At 54.9% G+C, this 18,530-nt stretch carries 13 protein-coding genes and 1 other annotated feature; of the genes, 3 read left to right on the top strand and 10 right to left on the bottom strand.

The features are described from left to right. Nucleotides 1-9: 9 nt before the first annotated feature. Entirely contained in the window at nucleotides 10-879 is an 870-nt protein-coding gene (locus EHV07_RS05590) for a LysR family transcriptional regulator (protein WP_147195877.1), read from the bottom strand. Nucleotides 880-965: 86 nt separating this feature from the next. Between EHV07_RS05590 and EHV07_RS05585 the strand changes: the two genes are divergently transcribed. Further along, complete coding sequence (locus EHV07_RS05585) at nucleotides 966-1,409, top strand: multidrug/biocide efflux PACE transporter (protein ID WP_147195875.1); 444 nt, start codon at nucleotides 966-968, stop codon at nucleotides 1,407-1,409. A gap of 36 nt (nucleotides 1,410-1,445) precedes the next feature. Here the strand turns inward: EHV07_RS05585 and ushA are convergent, their stop codons facing one another. Next, nucleotides 1,446-3,158, bottom strand: a complete 1,713-nt coding sequence (ushA, locus tag EHV07_RS05580; protein WP_147200536.1) for a bifunctional UDP-sugar hydrolase/5'-nucleotidase UshA — start codon at nucleotides 3,156-3,158, stop codon at nucleotides 1,446-1,448. 434 nt (nucleotides 3,159-3,592) lie between these two features. Here ushA and ybaL point away from each other — a divergent pair, with 434 nt between their 5' ends. Next, nucleotides 3,593-5,275: a YbaL family putative K(+) efflux transporter gene (gene ybaL / locus EHV07_RS05575; protein WP_147195873.1), complete on the top strand. Its 1,683-nt coding sequence runs from the start codon at nucleotides 3,593-3,595 to the stop codon at nucleotides 5,273-5,275. An 18-nt stretch (nucleotides 5,276-5,293) separates the two neighbouring features. Here ybaL and EHV07_RS05570 read toward each other — a convergent pair whose 3' ends face one another. From EHV07_RS05570 to dnaX, 7 genes are all read right to left on the bottom strand, one after another. Next, nucleotides 5,294-6,598, bottom strand: coding sequence for an inosine/guanosine kinase (locus EHV07_RS05570; protein ID WP_147195871.1), 1,305 nt, complete (start codon nucleotides 6,596-6,598; stop codon nucleotides 5,294-5,296). Between the two features lie 77 nt (nucleotides 6,599-6,675). Next, a complete protein-coding gene (gene hemH, locus EHV07_RS05565; RefSeq protein WP_147195869.1) occupies nucleotides 6,676-7,638 on the bottom strand; it encodes a ferrochelatase in 963 nt (320 codons plus the stop codon). 115 nt (nucleotides 7,639-7,753) lie between these two features. Beyond that, nucleotides 7,754-8,398 carry an adenylate kinase gene (gene adk, locus EHV07_RS05560; protein ID WP_147195867.1) on the bottom strand — a complete coding sequence of 215 codons (645 nt, stop codon included), beginning with the start codon at nucleotides 8,396-8,398 and terminating at the stop codon, nucleotides 7,754-7,756. A 499-nt stretch (nucleotides 8,399-8,897) separates the two neighbouring features. Continuing rightward, complete coding sequence (gene htpG, locus EHV07_RS05555; RefSeq protein ID WP_147195865.1) at nucleotides 8,898-10,772, bottom strand: molecular chaperone HtpG; 1,875 nt, start codon at nucleotides 10,770-10,772, stop codon at nucleotides 8,898-8,900. A gap of 95 nt (nucleotides 10,773-10,867) precedes the next feature. After that, nucleotides 10,868-11,473: a recombination mediator RecR gene (recR, locus tag EHV07_RS05550; RefSeq protein ID WP_147195863.1), complete on the bottom strand. Its 606-nt coding sequence runs from the start codon at nucleotides 11,471-11,473 to the stop codon at nucleotides 10,868-10,870. Then, on the bottom strand, nucleotides 11,473-11,802 hold the full coding sequence (locus EHV07_RS05545; protein WP_147195861.1) for a YbaB/EbfC family nucleoid-associated protein: 330 nt from the start codon (nucleotides 11,800-11,802) through the stop codon (nucleotides 11,473-11,475). Before EHV07_RS05545 ends, recR begins: the two co-directional genes overlap by 1 nt. Before the next feature lie 42 nt (nucleotides 11,803-11,844). Beyond that, the gene (dnaX, locus tag EHV07_RS05540) at nucleotides 11,845-13,761 is read right to left on the bottom strand and encodes a DNA polymerase III subunit gamma/tau (RefSeq protein WP_147195859.1); all 1,917 of its coding nucleotides are present in this window, start codon (nucleotides 13,759-13,761) and stop codon (nucleotides 11,845-11,847) included. Beyond that, nucleotides 12,439-12,500 (bottom strand) — a sequence feature (DnaX frameshifting element). Its footprint overlaps the gene before it by 62 nt. A gap of 484 nt (nucleotides 13,762-14,245) precedes the next feature. Here dnaX and EHV07_RS24465 point away from each other — a divergent pair. Continuing rightward, complete coding sequence (locus tag EHV07_RS24465) at nucleotides 14,246-17,809, top strand: autotransporter outer membrane beta-barrel domain-containing protein (protein WP_168199596.1); 3,564 nt, start codon at nucleotides 14,246-14,248, stop codon at nucleotides 17,807-17,809. Nucleotides 17,810-17,886: 77 nt separating this feature from the next. Here the strand turns inward: EHV07_RS24465 and apt are convergent, their stop codons facing one another. Beyond that, nucleotides 17,887-18,438 carry an adenine phosphoribosyltransferase gene (gene apt, locus EHV07_RS05530; RefSeq protein WP_147195857.1) on the bottom strand — a complete coding sequence of 184 codons (552 nt, stop codon included), beginning with the start codon at nucleotides 18,436-18,438 and terminating at the stop codon, nucleotides 17,887-17,889. Between the last annotated feature and the right edge of the window lie 92 nt (nucleotides 18,439-18,530).

The raw sequence follows: 18,530 nt of genomic DNA, 5'->3' as shown, positions 1-18,530 counted from the left end.
CCCACGATTTTAGTCGTTGGTTTGCATTAGCAGCTGATCGACCATCCAGCGCCCCGCCGGCCCCGGCGGTGTATGCCGGGACCAGGCCGCATCGACTGAAATTTTTTGCGGCCAGCCGCTGACCGGCAGCTCACGCAGCACCTGATGACCGAACTGCTGTACCAGCCAGCGCGGTAAAATAGACCAGCCAAAGCCCTGTTCGGCCATTTCCAGCAGCAACAGATAAGAAGGCGCTGACCAGACGCCCTTTCCTGACGGGTAACGACCCTTTTCAATCCAGGTATTGAGGCTGAGCTGCCGCACGGTTTTCAGTTCGGCTTCGTCAACCCGTGGCTGCTGTGCCAGGAAATGATCCTGATGCAGATAGATCGCCATTTGCACCTCAACCTGCAATCGTGAGGTCGCGATCTCAGCAGGATAGCCAGACTGAACGCGGATTACGCCAATATGTGCCCTCCCCGCCTGAAGCAGTTCGATCACATCCGCATCTTCGGCGATCATGCATTCAAATTCGATCTGCGGATAGCGGGCAGCAAATCGCTTCAGTAGAGATTCGTGATAGTCCGCCTGCCAGAAATCGGAAATGGCCATGCTCAGACAAGGCTCGACTTCCCCTGCCAAACGCACAGCCAGTTCGTCCAGCTGCGCACTGGCCGCCAGGATCTCTCTGACCTGCGCCAGCGCCCGCCTGCCATTTTCCGTTAATACAGGAGAACGCGCCTCCCGGTTAAATAAGGTGAAACCAAGATCGGTTTCCAGGTTGGCGACGGCGGTGCTGATTGTGGACTGACTTTTTCGCAGCACGCGTGCCGCGGCGGAAAAAGAGCCGCATTCCACTGTCTGTACAAACGCCAGCAAAGATTCGGGAGAATAACGCACAGAAGTATCGCTTTTTTAGATGGGTTCTCACTTTATCTTATCAAACCAGGCCGGGAAAATAGCAGCTTATTAATTGAGGAGCTGTTATGCATACCCGCACGTTGAAAGAACGTATTTTCCATGCCGTAGGCTTTGAAGCGTTGGCAATTCTGCTGGTCTCGCCTCTTGCTGCCTGGGTGATGGCGAAGCCGCTGTTTCAGATGGGCACGCTGGCCATTATGCTTTCTACCGTGGCGATGATCTGGAACGTGATTTACAACGCAGGCTTTGACCGCCTGTTCCCCCGCTCCGACATCCCTCGTAGATTGCCACTGCGCATTGTTCACGCGTTAGGTTTTGAAGGTGGTTTTATCGGCATTGGCTTACCGATTGCCGCCGGGATGCTGGCTGTTTCACTGTGGCAGGCTTTTTTAGTGGAAGTGGGTTTCTTCCTGTTTTTCCTGCCTTATACCGTGGCCTATAACTGGCTCTGGGATACGCTGCGTGAGAAATGGCTGCGCCGCAAAGCCTGTGAGCTTAATGCACGATAGAAAAAACACCGCCAGCAAGGCGGTGTTTTTGTTCTGCTAGCGCATAGCCGTTTCCATTTTGACCATGCGCCATATTTTATGCAGCGTCGACGGCTCAGATTCTTCCGCCGTTTTTTGCTGCCCGACCGGCGTTTGTTGGTAAATGATTTCACCTTTTGGCGCATAAGCGGCAGCATCGAGCGGCGAATGTTTCTGAATGTACTGTTTCAATACCTCAGCATCCACAAAACCGGTATTCACATAGCCCGGTAGCTGATTCACCGTTGGATAGCCGTCGCCTCCCAGCGCGTTAAAACTCAGCGTCGCCATACGGTAAGTCTTCCCGGGCTGTAGCGGTTCGCCTTTGATTTTAATTTCACTGACGCCTTTACCGTCGGCTGTCAGGCTGACATTGGCAAATTGTGCATAAGCGCCCGAATCCACCTGCTTGTTCGCCACAACCGCCAGGTACTCCGCTACCTCGCTGCCTTTCATATCGACATAGGTCAACGTATTACCGAACGGCTGAACTTTCAGCACGTCTTTATAAGTAATTTTCCCGGCTTCAATGGAGTCGCGCACGCCGCCGCCGCTCATCACCGCAAAATCGGCGCCAGCCCGCTCTATCTGCGCGCTAAGGATCAGCCGCGCCAGGTTGGTTTGTACAAAACGAACCTTGCTACGATCGCCTTCCAAATGTCCGTTAACGCTGCCGATATTAACCCCAAGCTGCGCTTCACCTTTTTTCTGGAAAGGCGTGAGCAATTTCATCATCGCCGGGTTTTTGGCAATTTCCTGCGTGTAATTCACCCAGCTGCTGCTGCCGTCGGCATTAGCGATCTTATGACGTAAGTTTATTGGCACCAGCTCGTAATGTTGCAGCGTCAGTTTACCGTTCAGGAAAGTGAAGTCCGCACGGCCAATATATTTACCCCACTCGTGCGCCTGCACTATCCAGGTTCCATTCTGTTGGTCTGGCTGGCAAGGCGTTCCCGGCACGTAATCCACCTGTTTAACGTTTTCTTTCGCCATACAGACCGGATCCTGCGAGTGGCCGCCCACGATCATATCCAGATAGCCAGCGGGCAATTCACGCGCCATTTCTACATCGCCTGGCGCATTTGAACCATGGTTGCCGTTGTCATAATGCCCCATATGGGTGGCGGCGATGACCACGTCGGGTTTCTCTTTCTGCCGCAGTTCTTCCACCACCGCTTTCGCTTCCGTCGCCGGTTTATGGAAAACGATATCGTTAAAGTATTCCGGATTGCCGATTTTTGCCGTGTCGTCGGTGGTCAAACCAATGACCGCGATTTTCAACCCCATGCGGTTGAACAACGCATAGGGTTGAAACAGGCGTTTGCCGGTGCTTTTCTGGTAAATATTGGCGGAAAGCAGCGGGAATTTGGCCCATTTTTGCTGCTGCCGAAGAACAGATAACGGATTATCAAACTCATGATTGCCGATTGCCATGGCATCGTAACCAATCAGGTTCATGCCGCGAAAGTCAGGCTCGGCATCCTGTAAGTCTGATTCAGGCACGCCAGTATTAATGTCGCCGCCCGAGAGGATCAGTACCGCGCCGCCGTGAGCCTGCACGTCATAACGGATCTGGTCCATCATGGTTTTTTGCGCGGCCAGGCCATATTCATCACGATCGTTCTGCCAGAAGCGTCCATGGTGATCGTTGGTGTGTAGCACGGTGAATTTATAGACTCGGTCTTTAACCCATGCCTGCGCCATCAGAGGGGTGCTGAGCAATGCCAGCATTAATATCAGCGATTTTTTCTTCACTTTAAGCACGTTGAATCTCCTTGTTTGGCGCCATTGGGCGAGGGTCAAATTTACTACAGGCCAGCCGAATAGCAAGCGGGCTGTTGTTACCCGGCGAGGGTAAGGTAATAAGGAATAGATGCAGGTTAAAATCGGGCTTAGCTGTGATTTTTATATCTTGCGGCCCTAATTGCCTGTGGTAAGCGCATAAATCACAGCAATGTAACAAAGATAATTGCAATCACTAAGCTGATATCTCTGCAATAAATCAACATGGAAAAGCGATAACTCTCAGAAATCTCGCTTACGTCTCATTTTAAGTCATGACCTCTTTTTTTTTACTATTCCATCCCAATATTTCAGGCGAACCCGTTAATTATGCCATACACTTAAAACTTACAACCGGACACATTTACACACAGGAGAGAGGCATGCATCATACTACCCCGCTTATCACCACCGTTGTTGGCGGTCTTGTTCTCGCTTTTTTCCTTGGCATGCTCGCTCATAAGCTGCGTATCTCTCCCCTGGTCGGTTATCTTCTTGCTGGCGTGCTGGCTGGTCCTTTTACTCCCGGTTTTGTGGCCGACACGAACCTTGCTCCTGAACTGGCGGAATTAGGGGTAATTCTGCTGATGTTCGGCGTGGGCCTGCATTTTTCACTGAAGGATTTGATGGCCGTGAAGGCTATTGCGATCCCCGGCGCGGTCGCACAGATTGCCGCCGCCACGTTGTTAGGAACCGGGCTTGCGCTGGCTATGGGCTGGCCGTGGCTAAACGGGCTGGTGTTCGGGCTTTGTCTCTCTACCGCCAGCACCGTGGTCTTGCTACGTGCGTTAGAAGAACGCCAGCTGATTGACAGCCAGCGCGGTCAGATAGCGATTGGCTGGCTGATTGTGGAAGATCTGGTGATGGTATTAGCGCTGGTCCTGTTGCCCGCCATTGCGGGTATGTTCGAAGAAGGCAATGCCAGCGTCAGTATGCTGCTGTGGGATCTACTGCTGACCATTGGCAAAGTGGTGGCCTTTATGGTGCTGATGATGGTGGTAGGCCGTCGTGCAGTGCCGTGGATTCTGGCACGCAGCGCCGCGACCGGCTCCCGTGAACTGTTTACGCTTGCCGTTCTGGCATTGGCGCTGGGCATCGCCTTTGGCGCGGTGGAATTCTTTGACGTTTCATTTGCGCTGGGCGCGTTCTTTGCCGGCATGGTGCTGAACGAATCGGAACTCAGCCATCGTGCCGCACATGACACGCTGCCGTTAAGAGACGCCTTTGCGGTGCTGTTTTTTGTGTCGGTCGGCATGCTGTTCGACCCGATGATCCTACTTGATAAGCCGCTGGCCGTGCTGGGGGTACTGGCAATTATCGTGTTGGGTAAATCACTTGCCGCACTGCTGCTGGTGCTGCTGTTTGGTCATTCGCGGCGTACCGCGCTGACAATTTCCGTTAGTCTCGCGCAGATTGGTGAGTTCGCCTTTATCCTGGCGGGCTTGGGCATCTCCCTTAATCTGCTGTCCAACGAGGGGCGTAATCTGGTGCTGGCCGGTGCGATCCTGTCGATTATGCTTAACCCGATTCTTTTTGCGTTGCTGCAACGCTATCTCGACAAGACCGAAACCATCGACGATCAAACCGTCGAAGAAGCGATGGAAGAAGAAAAACAGATCCCGGTAGAGCTCTGTAACCATGCGATCGTGGTCGGATTTGGCCGTGTTGGCAGCCTGCTGGGACGCAATTTAATCGAAAGCGGCGTTCCAGTCGTTGTGGTAGAAAACAGCCGTTCACGCGTGGAAGCGCTAAGAGAGCAAGGCATCAGCGCGGTGTTAGGCAATGCCGCCCGTGCGGATACCATGGATCTGGCACGTCTCGACTGCGCGCGCTGGCTGCTGTTGACCATTCCGAATGGTTATGAGGCGGGTGAAATTGTCATCGCCGCCAGGGAAAAGCGCCCTACCATCGACATTATTGCCCGCGCTCATCACGACGATGAAGTGAACTACATTATTGAGCGCGGGGCAAACCGGGTGGTGATGGGCGAGCGTGAAATTGCTAACAGCATGCTTACTCTGATGCAGACCGATCTGCACGCAGCGCCGCAGGCGAGTCCGCTTTAGACCAAAGCGGACTTGCTGCTATCTTTCCCAGTATGACTCTTCCAGGCTGTCTTCACGCTCTGGCAGGCCGCGCGTCAAACGCGGCGAGTGCTGGTTGAGAACCTGATAACTCACGCGGTTAGCATATTTGCAAACCTGAGCCAGTGAAGAGTAGGTCAGGTAGTTACGACCGTGCTTGCTGGAATTAGGCACGTTCTGGCGATGGTAATCGTTGGCAGTAATATCATGCAGCACAGCAGCCAGCGCACCATCGCCTGCGCCGTTGGTGTTCATAATCTTCTCCGGCCCGCCCATATAAGGCGCGATATGCGAGAAAATACGTAGCGGCTGCTGACAATCCTGATGACGCATCGCGCGGCTGAATTCGTACTGGTTGAATTCCGGGATTGCGCCTGGCAACAGCGGATGCTGCGTTTTGCGTTTACCCTCTTCTTCGGTGAAGCCGGCCATGTACAAGCCGTTCGGTCCCGCCGTACACAGAACTAAATCCACCCAGTCCAGCGCCATATTTGCCGCCTGCAACGGGTCGCTCAGGCCGGTAAGCGCTTCGCCCTCTTCCTCGTTCATCGCCACGATTGACACGTGATCGCGCAGGAAATCCCGCCAAAACTGCGGATTGTCGCCAATCACATATTTGGTACCAAGCGTCAACACTACCGGAACATTGTGCTTTTTCGCCCAGGTAATTGCCTGCATCGTGGCATCAGCAATCGGCTCGCCGGGCTTACAGCGGATCAGGTAAGAAGTCAGCAACAGTGCAGACGCACCGGCAATCACCTCTTCCGGGATGGCTTCTTTGGTCAGCAGGTTCATCATGCCTGGGCTGATCGCAAAGGTACGCTCGCCATGTTCACCAATTAGCGTAAAGCAACGGCCAATCGCGCCATCCACGCCATGCAGATAGTTAAGATCGGTACGGCTGGAGGTGTTGCACAGATAGCGATAGGCATAGCTGCCAATCTGCACATTCCGACACATCACGCCCAGCAGCACCGACCGGTCATCGGCCAGCACCGAGTAGTTGTGCAGCGTATTGCCGATGGTGCCGCCAGCAAACTGATGAGTAATCAAATTGTTCTTCGTCAGCTCATCATATAAAGCTTCGGCAACGTCATCCTCAATCACCAGCGAATGTCCGGCGCTCAGGCCGTAGCGAGCGATAAACGCATCATCCACCTTCGCTTCAATATCAACCATGGTCTGGTCGATGCCAGCAATCCAACTGGTTGCCGTTTCGCTTTCTGGCTGTGCCTGCTGCAGCAGCGGATCGCGAGCGCTGACGGGAAAATAGTGTTTGGATTTGCGTTTGCCGGGAAATTTCATGTTGCTGACTTCAGGAAGGGGAACAGGCGGGGAATGATAACAGGGATGTGGCTGACTGCCCACATCCCTGAATGCGGTTATCCGCGCTGGCTGTTGACCAGCTCCACCATCATGTCGATGTGTAAGGCATCGTCATTCAGGGCAGGAATATATTCAAACCTGGTGCCGCCAGCGTGCATGAAGATCTCGCCGTTCTCCTCGCTGATCTCTTCCAGCGTTTCCAGACAGTCGGCAGAGAACCCCGGGCTCATCACCTGCACATGCTTAATGCCTTTCGCCGGCAGCGATTTCATCGTCTCGTCGGTATAGGGCATCAGCCACGGCTCACGACCGAAACGCGACTGGAACGTCAGCATCGCATTCTGGCTGGTCAGTCCCATTGCCGCCATCAGCGCATCAGCGGTATCGCGGCAGCGCAGTGGATAGTCATCGCCTTCATTGGCGAAGCGCTGAGGAATACCGTGGAAGGACATAACCAGCAGATCGGGCTTGCCGTGTTTAGCAAACGAACGTTCCACAGAGTCTTTCAGTGCGGCGATATAGGCCGGATGCTCTGCGTAATCACGAATAAACTGTACTGATGGCAGGCTGCGATAACCGGCGAAAACCTCGGTGATGCCATCCCATACCGCTGCAACGGTCGAGCAGGAAAACTGCGGATAGAGAGGCAGTACGATCAGCCGCGTGACGCCCTGCGCCATCAGGCTGTCGAGCGCGCTTTTCAGGCTGGGATTGCCGTAGCTCATGCCCAGCTCAACCGGCATATCCAGTCGGGCAGCCAGCGCGTTGCGCTGACGTTTGCTGTAAACCATCAGCGGTGAACCTTCGTCCATCCACACTGACGCGTACAGTTTAGCGACCCGCGGTGAGCGAATCGGCAGAATTGCACCATTCAAAATCGGCCACCACAACCAGCGTGGTGTATCCACGACGCGTTTATCGCTAAGGAACTGTTTCAGGTAGCGTTTAACAGCAGGCGTGGTTGGCGCGTCAGGTGTCCCAAGGTTCACCAGCAGTACGCCAGGTTTATCTTGCCTCATTGTTATTCCTTCTCTGGGCATTTCAGGTGATGAAAACGAGACTTATTCTAGCGGAAAATCGGGGAGGGGAAACCAATTGCTGTAGTAGGGCCAGGTTTAGCTGGCCCTGCGGGACTTAACCGAAGATTTTTTCCAGTTCGGCGCTGACTTCAGACACTTTACGGGTGCCGTCAATTTTGTGGTAAGCGGTGTTACCGGCTTCCGCTTCTTTGCTGTAGTAAGCAATCAGCGGCGCGGTCATCTGATGATATTCTACCAGGCGCTTACGCACGGTCTCTTCCTGATCGTCTTTACGCGTGGTCAGCTCTTCGCCGGTCACATCATCTTTGCCTTCCACTTTCGGTGGATTGAATTTTACGTGATAAACGCGGCCAGATGGCGCATGAACACGACGACCCACGATGCGGTCGATAATCAGCTCGTCCGGTACGGCGAACTCCAGCACGTTATCAATTTTGATACCGGCTTCCTTCATGGCATCAGCCTGAGGAATAGTGCGCGGGAAACCGTCCAGCAGGAAACCGTTACGGCAATCTTCCTGCGCGATACGCTCTTTTACCAGCGCGATAACCAGCTCGTCAGTCACCAGCTTACCGGCATCCATCAACTCTTTCGCCTGCTTGCCCAGCTCGCTGCCAGCTTTTACCGCTGCACGCAGCATGTCGCCCGTAGAGATCTGCGGAATACCGTATTTCTCCATAATGAACTGAGCCTGAGTTCCTTTACCTGCACCCGGTGCACCGAGCAGAATAATACGCATTGCGTAAATCCCCTTGCGAATCGCTTAAATGATCAAGTTATGTAGGGCAAGAACATACCATCATGGCCCTTTATCCACAAGGAACCCGGCGGTTAACCTGCTGCCCCACGGCATGCCGTAGACGCTCGACAGCGAGCATAAAGCCGCTATCCGATTATCGTTACTACAATCAGTGCGCCGATGATAACCGACTGAATAGAAAGTTTTTAATCCAAAAAATTCGTCCTCTACCGCGAGGCAGACGCGGTCACTCATCGCAGAAAAAGAGCAGGATTGGCGGGCAAGACGTAACGGATTGATAATGCGATGAAACTCAGGGCGTGCCGCATGATTGCCGTCGCCCGGGTCACTTAGCCGCCATACCGGCTGAAAGTGAGCGTTTTCAGACTATGTGCTACATAAGCGTCATTCATCAGGACGCCAGCTTTCGCGACGCGGGTAGCGAGAGATGACAAAGGGAGCAAAATGCTCCCTTTGTCGATTGAACCTGCGTTAGCGATTAAGCCAGCAGCAGCTGGTTCATCCGGCGGATAAACTGGTTAGGATCTTCCAGCGTGCCGCGTTCAGCAAACATCGCCTGATCCAGCAGCAGCTCAACCCACTCAGCAAAGCGAGCCTCGTCGGTTGTGTCCGCTACGCGTTTAACCAGCGCATGGTCAGGGTTCAGCTCAAACAGGTATTTCACTTCCGGCACGTCCTGGCCCGCTGCCGCAAACAGCTTCGCCATTTGGGTGCTCATGTCGTTCGCTTCCGTGGTGACAATGGCTGGCGTATCGGTCAGGCGATGCGTCAGACGCACTTCCTTCACGCGGTCGCCCAGCAATGTTTTCACGCGCTCAACAAACGGCTCCAGTGCCTTTTCGGCTTCCTTCTGCTCTTCGCTATCTTCGTCGGCCAGCTTGCTCAGCGCTTCATCCGCCTTGCTGACAGACTGGAAGGTTTTGCCGTCAAACTCGGTCAGGTAGCTCATCATCCATTCGTCGATGCGGTCGGAAAGCAGCAGCACTTCAATGCCTTTCTTGCGGAACAGTTCCAGGTGCGGGCTGCTCTTCGCGGCGGCATAGCTGTCGGCAGTGATGTAGTAAATTTTCTCCTGCCCTTCCACAATGCGGCTGACGTAATCTTCCAGTGAAACGGTCTGCGCCGACCCTTCGCTGCTGGTGGAGGCAAAGCGCAGCAGTTTAGCAATGGTCTCTTTATTAGCGCTGTCTTCTGCCGGGCCTTCTTTCAGCACCAAACCGAACTGCTGCCAGAATTTCTGATACTGCTCTTCGTCATCCTTCGCCACTTTTTCCAGCATCTGCAATGCGCGTTTGCTCAATGCGTTACGCAGATTCTGAGTGATGCGGCTGTCCTGCAAGATCTCACGGGACACGTTCAGCGGCAGATCGCTGGAATCGATCAGGCCCCGGACAAAACGCAGGTAGTTCGGCATGAACTGCTCGGCATCATCCATAATAAACACGCGCTGCACGTACAGCTTCAGGCCGTGCTTATGATCGCGGTTCCACATGTCCCATGGCGCCTGAGACGGGATGTACAGCAGGCTGGTGTACTCCTGCTTACCTTCCACACGGTTGTGGCTCCAGGTCAGCGGATCGGCAAAATCATGGGAAACGTGCTTGTAGAATTCTTTATATTCTTCGTCGCTGATGTCAGCTTTATTACGCGTCCACAGCGCCTGTGCTTTGTTGATCTTTTCCCAATTTTTGCTGTCGTCTTCTTCATTGTGTTCTTCAATTTCGACAGGCAGGGCAATGTGATCGGAGTATTTGCTGATGATGCTGCGCACGCGCCAGGCATCCAGGAACTCATCTTCGCCTTCGCGCAGATGCAGGGTGATTTCGGTGCCGCGATCCTCTTTGGTGATATCGGCAATGGTGTATTCGCCTTCACCCATGGATTCCCAGAACACGCCTTCGTCAGCGCTGGCCCCCGCTGCACGAGTACGCACGGAAACGTTGTCCGCCACGATGAACGCAGAATAGAAACCGACGCCGAACTGACCGATCAGCTGGCTGTCTTTCGCCTGATCGGATCCCAGTGATTCCAGGAACGATTTGGTGCCCGACTTGGCAATGGTGCCCAGATTTTCAATGACTTCGTCTCGCGTCATCCCGATACCGTTGTCGCTCAGCGTCAGGGTGCGATTTTCCTTATCAACAGAAACCCGTACGCGCAGATCGCCGTCGCCCTGATACAGATCCGGCGAAGACAGCGCGCGGAAGCGCAGCTTATCAGCAGCATCGGAAGCGTTGGAAATCAGTTCGCGCAGGAAAATTTCTTTATTTGAATAGAGGGAATGGATCATCAGGTGCAGAAGCTGTTTTACCTCTGACTGGAAGCCACGCGTCTCTTGTCCTTTCATGGTCATTGCTACCTCAACTAAACAGGGGGTTTACGTTGAGAGTAAGATGGGGATGCCTGCGGGGATTTCAAGACGGCACGACGGATCGTGCCGTTGACTGACTAAAATATAATCTTGTGACGCCCGGCCAGAGAGTGCGACAGCGTGGTGCCATCGACCATTTCCAGCTCACCGCCAACCGGCACGCCGTGCGCAATGCGGCTGGCGTCAACGCCATATTGCCCGCACAGCTCGGCGATATAGTTGGCCGTTGCCTCTCCTTCCACCGTTGGATTGGTCGCCAGGATCACTTCCTGAATCGTTTCCTTTTCCAGCCGTTGTTCCAGCCGGTCCAGGCCGATGTCAGCAGGACCAATACCGTCCAGCGGCGAAAGGTGGCCCATCAGCACAAAGTAGCGACCGGCAAACTGCCCGGTTTGCTCAATAGCGTGAATATCAGCCGGGCTTTCAACCACGCAGATCAGGCCGGTCTGCTGCCGACGTGGATTGGCGCAGATGGTGCAGATTTCCTGCTCGGTAAAGGTCCGGCAGTCTGCACAGTGCCCAATCTCAGACATGGCGCGAGTCAGTGCCTGAGCCAGGCGCATTCCACCGCTGCGATCGCGCTGTAACAGCTGAAACGCCATGCGCTGCGCCGACTTCGGCCCAACGCCCGGCAAACAGCGCAGCGACTCCATCAGGCTTTCAAGGAGCGGGCTGGTCTGCATCAGAACGGCATCTTGAAGCCAGGTGGCAGCTGCATGCCGTTAGACACGCCAGCCATCTTCTCTTTCTGCGCTTCCGCTACGCGGCGAGCTGCGTCGTTAAACGCGGCAGCAACCAGATCTTCCAGCATGTCTTTGTCATCTTCCAGCAGGCTTGGATCGACTTCCACACGGCGGCAGTTGTGCGCACCGTTGATGGTAACTTTAACCAGGCCTGCGCCTGATTCACCGGTTACTTCCATGGCGGCGATCTCTTCCTGCACCTGCGCCATTTTGTCCTGCATCTGCTGGGCCTGTTTCATCAGGTTACCCAGTCCGCCTTTTCCAAACATAGTTTTCTCTCTTAAGAAGGGCCGTAGCCGTGCTACAGCGTTTCAAAGGGGGCGAATGCTCTCTTCATCCACGTCCGCATCAAAGAAGCGACGCAGTGTCTGAATATGAGTATCCGCGATTATCGACTGACGCGCCTGCGCCAGTTTCTCTTCGTAAATTTTCTGCCGCCATTCCAGCGGCGTTAGCACTGCTGGATTATCGTCTTCAATTAGCGTGAGTTCAACCGGCTGCCCCGCAGCACTGCTTAATGCTTCACTCAACACTTTCTGGGCCGACGGCGAGTTCAGATGCCGCTGGCTGGAACGCAGATGCAGCGTCACGCCGTTTTCCGTCTGTTCTTTCCAGGCATTTAATGCCAGCTGCTGGACCAGCTTCGGCAACGTCAGCCCGGCTATTTCGCCAGCCCATGCGTCACGCAGCTGCGCTTCGCTTGCCAACTTTGCCATCAGTTCGGGGGTTTTCTCATGCTCCAGCGCCGTACGCAAGGCTTTTGGCGTGGCAACCGGTTCCGCCTTGACCTCCTGAACCTGGGCCTTCCAGCGATAGGCCTCTTTTTTTACCGGCGCGTCAGATTCAGCGGCAGGCTGCCGCTTCTGAGCACGCTCGGTAACTGAAGCCAGCCGCTCCAGTGCCGAACTTGCCGGCCGCGCACTTTGCGCCGCCGGCTCACTCTTTTTTGGTTTGGTCGCTCCCTGCTGGCGCATTAACTGTGTTCGCGCCTGCAGAAGCTGGCTGGTGGTATCGGGCAGATGAGCGGCAGGCTGCACCGTATGCGGCGGCGCTGAGCCTGCTGGCGGCTCGGCCGGTTTTTCCTGCACGGGCTGCGCCTGCGGCGTCATTACCGGCCGGGCGACCGGTTCGGCAATCACCTGTTTAGGATGAAAAGCCAGCGCACGCAGCAGCGTCATTTCCACGCCCATACGACGATCCGGTGCCAGCGGCAGCTCTTTTCGTCCGGTGAGCAGAGTCTGATAGTAAAGCTGCACATCAGCGGGCGGCAGAAGGCGAGCCAGCTCACGCAAGCGCTGCTCCACGATGGCAAAATCCTCGCCCAGGGCGGAAGGAAGCAGCTGGATCATCGCCACGCGGTGCAACAACGTCAGCATCTCTACCAGTAGCGCTTCCCATTCAACGCCTCTGGAGGCAGCCTGATCGAGCAACGACATGACCTGCTCGCCTTCGGCATTCACCAGCGCTTCCACCAGCGCCAGCGGCTGCTCATCATCCAGCGTGCCGAGCATGCTGTTGACCGTTGCCGTGGTTATCTGCCCCTGCCCCATGGCAATAGCCTGATCGGTCAGGCTGAGGGCATCGCGCATGCTGCCATCCGCTGCCCGGGCAAGCAGCTGTAAGGCGCGCGTTTCCGATTCTATCTGTTCTTGTTGCAGCACATGTTCCAGCTGCCCGCGGATCTGGCCCACATCCAGCGCTTTCAGATGAAATTGCAGACAACGCGAGAGGATCGTCACCGGCAGCTTCTGGGGATCGGTCGTTGCCAGCAGGAATTTGACGTGTTCCGGCGGCTCTTCCAGCGTTTTTAACAACGCATTAAAGCTGTGCCGCGAGAGCATATGAACTTCATCAATCAGGTAAACCTTAAAACGACCCCGCGCAGGCGCGTACTGCACGTTATCCAGCAGATCGCGCGTATCCTCTACTTTGGTACGTGAGGCTGCATCAATCTCGATCAGATCGACAAAGCGTCCCTGTTCGATCTCACGACAGTTATCGCATTGGCCACAGGGGGTGGCGGTGATGCCGGTTTCGCAGTTGAGTCCTTTCGCCAACAGGCGGGCAATGGTGGTCTTTCCGACACCTCGGGTGCCAGAAAAAAGATAAGCGTGATGGATGCGGCCAAGAGACAAACCGTTAGCCAGTGCGGTCAGAACATGCTCCTGACCAACAACATCAGTAAACGCTTGAGGACGCCACTTGCGGGCCAGTACCTGATAGCTCATTAATACTTCATCATTGATTTATATGGAATAATTCATCTAAACACCGTTGGATCGCGGTTTAGCCTCTTTGCAAAATACCCTGACAGTGTACCAGCACGTCGGATGCCATTCCTATCACTTTGAGCAAAACGGTACGCCAAACGCTGCCGGGATAACCAGCCGATAATCATTTTTGCCGCTTTTCAGAAAAAACATTGCCTCCGCCGCATCAGATTTTTATTCAGCACTAAGAGTAAATGCCAGGCCAATATTCTTAATTTTCAACTTTTCAACCTGAAATGGATTTACCGCCAAAAAAGCTGGGTATTTAATGAAGAGTGACACATTCATTCCCCTCATTGATTCATCAAAAAAACAGGAAGAAAAGCGCCAAAGAAGAGTACGACCTCAAAAAAAATATAAGCACCTGTTTTTAGATAATTATTATCTATAAACGCTTTAGTAAAAAACCTAAAACCTTGTTAAAAAATAATGGAATATAAAAATGAACAGTAAGGATAAACATGCTTTACCCCCCATTCCTGTACGTATAAAAAACCAAAGGATCATCAAGGCAATAAATATACTGGCGATTATTACCCTGCCAACGTTTGCAGGTTTAAATATTGCCCAGGCCAGCGAGGATATTAATATTGGCACACCTGGCGGTAGCGGCGGCAACGGCAGTTCAGGCAGCCAGGCAGGCGCGGCAAGCAATGGCGGTAACGGTAGCAACGGCGCGAATGCTTCAGGTAACGGCAACGGTGGCAATGGCAACAGCGGTGCCTCGGGCGGCAGCGGTGCGAATGGGACGGCTGGCACCGACGGATCTGCCGCTACCGAAGGAGCCAGTACGACAGCCACTATTCGTAACGTCAAAGGCCAGGTGGGCCTGTTGCAAATTGGCGGAGACGGCGGCGCAGGCGGCACGCCTGGCGAAAGCTCTGCCGGTACAACCGGCGGGGATGGCGGAAAAGGCGGCAATGGCGGCAGCGGTGGTATAACCGGCATCGGTGGCGATGGCGGTGACGGCGGTGACGGCGGCACAGGGGGGAATGGGTCAAATGGCGGTAGCGGCGGCAACGGCGCGACGGGCGGCATTGGCGATTTGACCATTAATCAAAGCAACTTTTCCACCACCACCATGACCCTCGGCGGCAGTGGCGGCATTGCCAGCAACGGCGAAGAGGGAGGAGCTGGCGGAGACGGTGGTAAAGGCAACAGCGGTGGCAACGCGGGCGTCGCGGGCGTACAGGCCGCTGGCGGTTTTCCGGGTTCCGGTGGTCAAGGTGGTACGGGGGGAAAAGCGGGGAATGGGGGCAATGGCGCGCAGGGTGGGAACGGCGGTAGCGGTAGCCTGACGCTGAATAACACTACGCTCTCCGTCAAAAGCGCCCTGACCATTGGCGGCGCTGCGGGCGCGGGTTCAAACGGCGGCAATGGTGGCAATGGCGGCTCAGGGGGTGATGCAGGTCAAACCTCTGCCAGCAATATCACTGGAGAAGCGGGCGACAGCGGCCAGGGCGGCAACGGCGGCGCAGGAGGCAAAGGCGGCCAGGGAGCCAGAGGCGGCGACGGCGCACAAGGTTCGCTAACGTTGAATAACAGCGTGCTGACCGTACAGTCGCTGGCGATCGGTGCGGATGGCGCAAACGGTGGTACTGGCGGCAACAGCGGTGCCAACGGCAAGGCAGGCACGGCTGATTCGCTTGCCGCAGGCGGTAAAGGTGCAGCTGGCGGTCAGGGCGGTCAGGCGGGCGATGCGGGTGCTGCGGGAACGGGCGTGCTAACGGTGGAAAACAGTACGCTGACCTTAACCTCCGGCTTACAGATTGGCGGCAACGGCGGTAATGGCGGCACCGGGGGGAATTTGCTGGGCAGCGCTTCAGCCGGTAATGGCGGCAACGGCTCGGACGGCGCAGAGGGAACGCTGCAATTCAACAGCGGTGTTATCAATAACAGCGGTGCATTGGTCCTGGGCGGTAGCGGCGGCGATGCGGGCGATGGCGGCGTAAATAATGGCGTCCGTGGGCGCTCAGGTAACGGCGGCAGTGCCGGTAACGGTGGCAGCGGAACCGCCATTTTTACAAACGGCAGCGGGCAAATTGGCACAGAAATACAGCTGGGCGGACAAAATGGCAGTCATGATGGCACGCTGAACAGCAGCGCTTACGCGAAAAATGCCGGAACCGGTGCCGCAGGCACGCTCGACATTCGGGGCGGCGCTTTTACCGGCGGCGCGCTGACCATCGGCGCAGCTACCGTCTGGAGCGCTTTAGCCGGCACGACCTCAGCAGAAGAAAACCAATATCGTCAAAGCGGCGGATCGTTTCAGGTTAGCAGCACTGAACTGAATAACGGCAGTGTCATCCTCAGCGGTGGGCTGTTCGCCAGTAAAGCTCTGGAGGCCAATCTTGGAACCTTTATTGTTAGCGGCGACGGCACGGCGATTTTTGGTTCCACTGAACTGAATGCTGATAACTGGCAGGAAAGCGTTGCTCTTTTACAGCAGACCCAGCAGGTGACTTATAACGGTACGCTGGTACTGAGCGGCGACACTACGCTCGACCTTTCCAGCAGCGATCTGAGCTGGCGTGTCGGTGGAGAGGCTGCTACTCAAGGGTTGGGGGCTTCGTCGCTCACCGTGCTGACGGCCAAATCCTGGATTGATTCCGGTAATGCCGCGCTGGCAATGGGGAGTGCACAAATTGATAGCGGTGCACAACTGCTGGTGCTGACCAATGAGGGCGTTAGCGCAGGAGAAAGTTTTACTGCGGTAACAGGATCGGCGATAACCACCCAAACGGCTCCGACATGGGCTCAAAGCCAAATCAGCACCACCAGCCGCCTGCTCACTGCGACGGCTTCTGCCGCAGCGGGCAGCACGCTGCTGACGCTGGATAACGCCGATCTCAGCACTACAGCACCAAAAATTTCTGGCCGTTCGGTGAAATTACTCCGAGCCATGACCACGCAGATTGGCGTGGACACCACCTCCGACAACGCAGCACAGCAGTTTGTGTCGCAGGCGATGGATGTACAAACCGTTAGCGATACAGATACGGCGGCCCGCCTTGTCGAATCGGCAATTAACTTTGCTTCTATCGCTAACGTCGCGGGGAGCAGTTTCCAGGTGATGTCGGCAACCACCAAAGCCATTTCACAGCATCTGTCGCAGGGAGAGCATTTCTTTAAGGGCACGCCGCTGGAGGAAGGGTTCAATCTGTGGACGTCCCTGCTCTACAGCGACAGCACGCTAAAAGGCTATAGTTCTGGCGGTTTCAACGCCAAAACAGACACCTGGCTTGCGGGCGTTTTTGTGGGCGCAGAAGACACGTTAATCACAAAAGAAGACGCCATTCTGAAAACCGGCGGCGCACTGAACATCGGTAAAGGAAAAGGCAATTCTTCCGGAAATGTGTATCCAGTGAAGGACGATCTCGATTTCTGGGGAGCGTCGCTTTATGGCAGCTGGCTGAATAACAACTGGAACTTAATCGCTGATGTTAACTATTCACGTGTCAGTCACGATATGAAGCAGTCCCTGTCGGCAGCGACGCCTTATACAAAACTGTCAGGAGAGACTAAATCAACCATTCTGAGTGGCGGGCTGACCGCCGAGTATAGCGTTGAGAGCCCTTATGCCGACATCATTCCCCATGTTGGCCTGCGTTATACTTTATTGAAAAACCGCAGTTTCGATGCAATGAGTAACGGCAAGTCCCTGTTCAAAAATGGTGACAGCTCGGCTTCCCTGTGGTCAATGCCGCTCGGCGTGATGTTCAGTAAGGAGTTTAAAACGGCGTCGGGCTATACTCTCAAACCGGCGCTGGATCTCGCTTATATTGTCACCACGGGCGACACGACAAACGGAACAAGGGTGACGATGGCGGGCGTTAAGGGTTCGGCCTGGAGCGAATCACGCCTTGCCGACCGCTCTGCCTTCAGCGCCAGGACAGGACTACAGGTGCAGAAAGAGAATATGAGCTACGGGCTTCATTACGATGTGCAAAAATCGGCACATGAAACGAGCCAGGCCGTTGCCGTCTCGGTAAATATTAAGTTCTGATAAAACAAAAACCCCACGTCAGAACGTGGGGTTTTATCGTCCGGCAAGATGAGCGGATGCCCGCTTGCCGCATCGTCTTAGTGGCCCGGGAAGTTAACCAGGCTGTAGCAGTTAATACCCAGCGCGTTCAGGCGCGACTCGCCACTCAGATCGAACAGGTTGATGATAAAAGCCGCATCCTTCACTTCACCACCCGCACGGCGGATCAGTTTGGCCGTCGCTTCGATAGTTCCGCCCGTTGCCAGCAGATCGTCCACCACCAGCACAATATCGCCCGGGCCAATTGCATCACAGTGCAGTTCCAGACTGTCGGTGCCATATTCCAGCTCGTAGCTTTCGGTATAGGTCTTGCGTGGAAGTTTGCCCGGTTTACGCACGGGAACAAAACCAACACCCAGACCTAAAGCGACCGGGGCACCGAACAGGAAACCACGTGCTTCAGTACCCACGACTTTCGTGATACCCGCATTACGGTAGCGTTCAACTAACAGTTCAATGCTAAGCGCATAGGCCTGCGGATCTTCCAGTAAGCTGGTCACGTCACGGAACAGAATGCCCGGCTTAGGGTAATCCTCAATGCTTTTGATACTGTTTTTAAGAAATTCAAGCTGCTGCGCAGTTGCGGTCATAATGTTGTGCCTGGTAAATACAAATCTGACTCGCGCAGCTTCGGTGCTCTTGCAGACAAATTAGCAGAGCAAAACAGGAGTGTCTGGGGGAA

Origin of the sequence: Pantoea sp. CCBC3-3-1, from assembly GCF_007981265.1 — a bacterium.
In the GTDB taxonomy this organism is placed as follows: domain Bacteria; phylum Pseudomonadota; class Gammaproteobacteria; order Enterobacterales; family Enterobacteriaceae; genus Erwinia.
The sequence above is the reverse complement of the archived record's forward strand: the minus strand, read 5'-3'. Positions and strand labels throughout refer to the sequence as shown.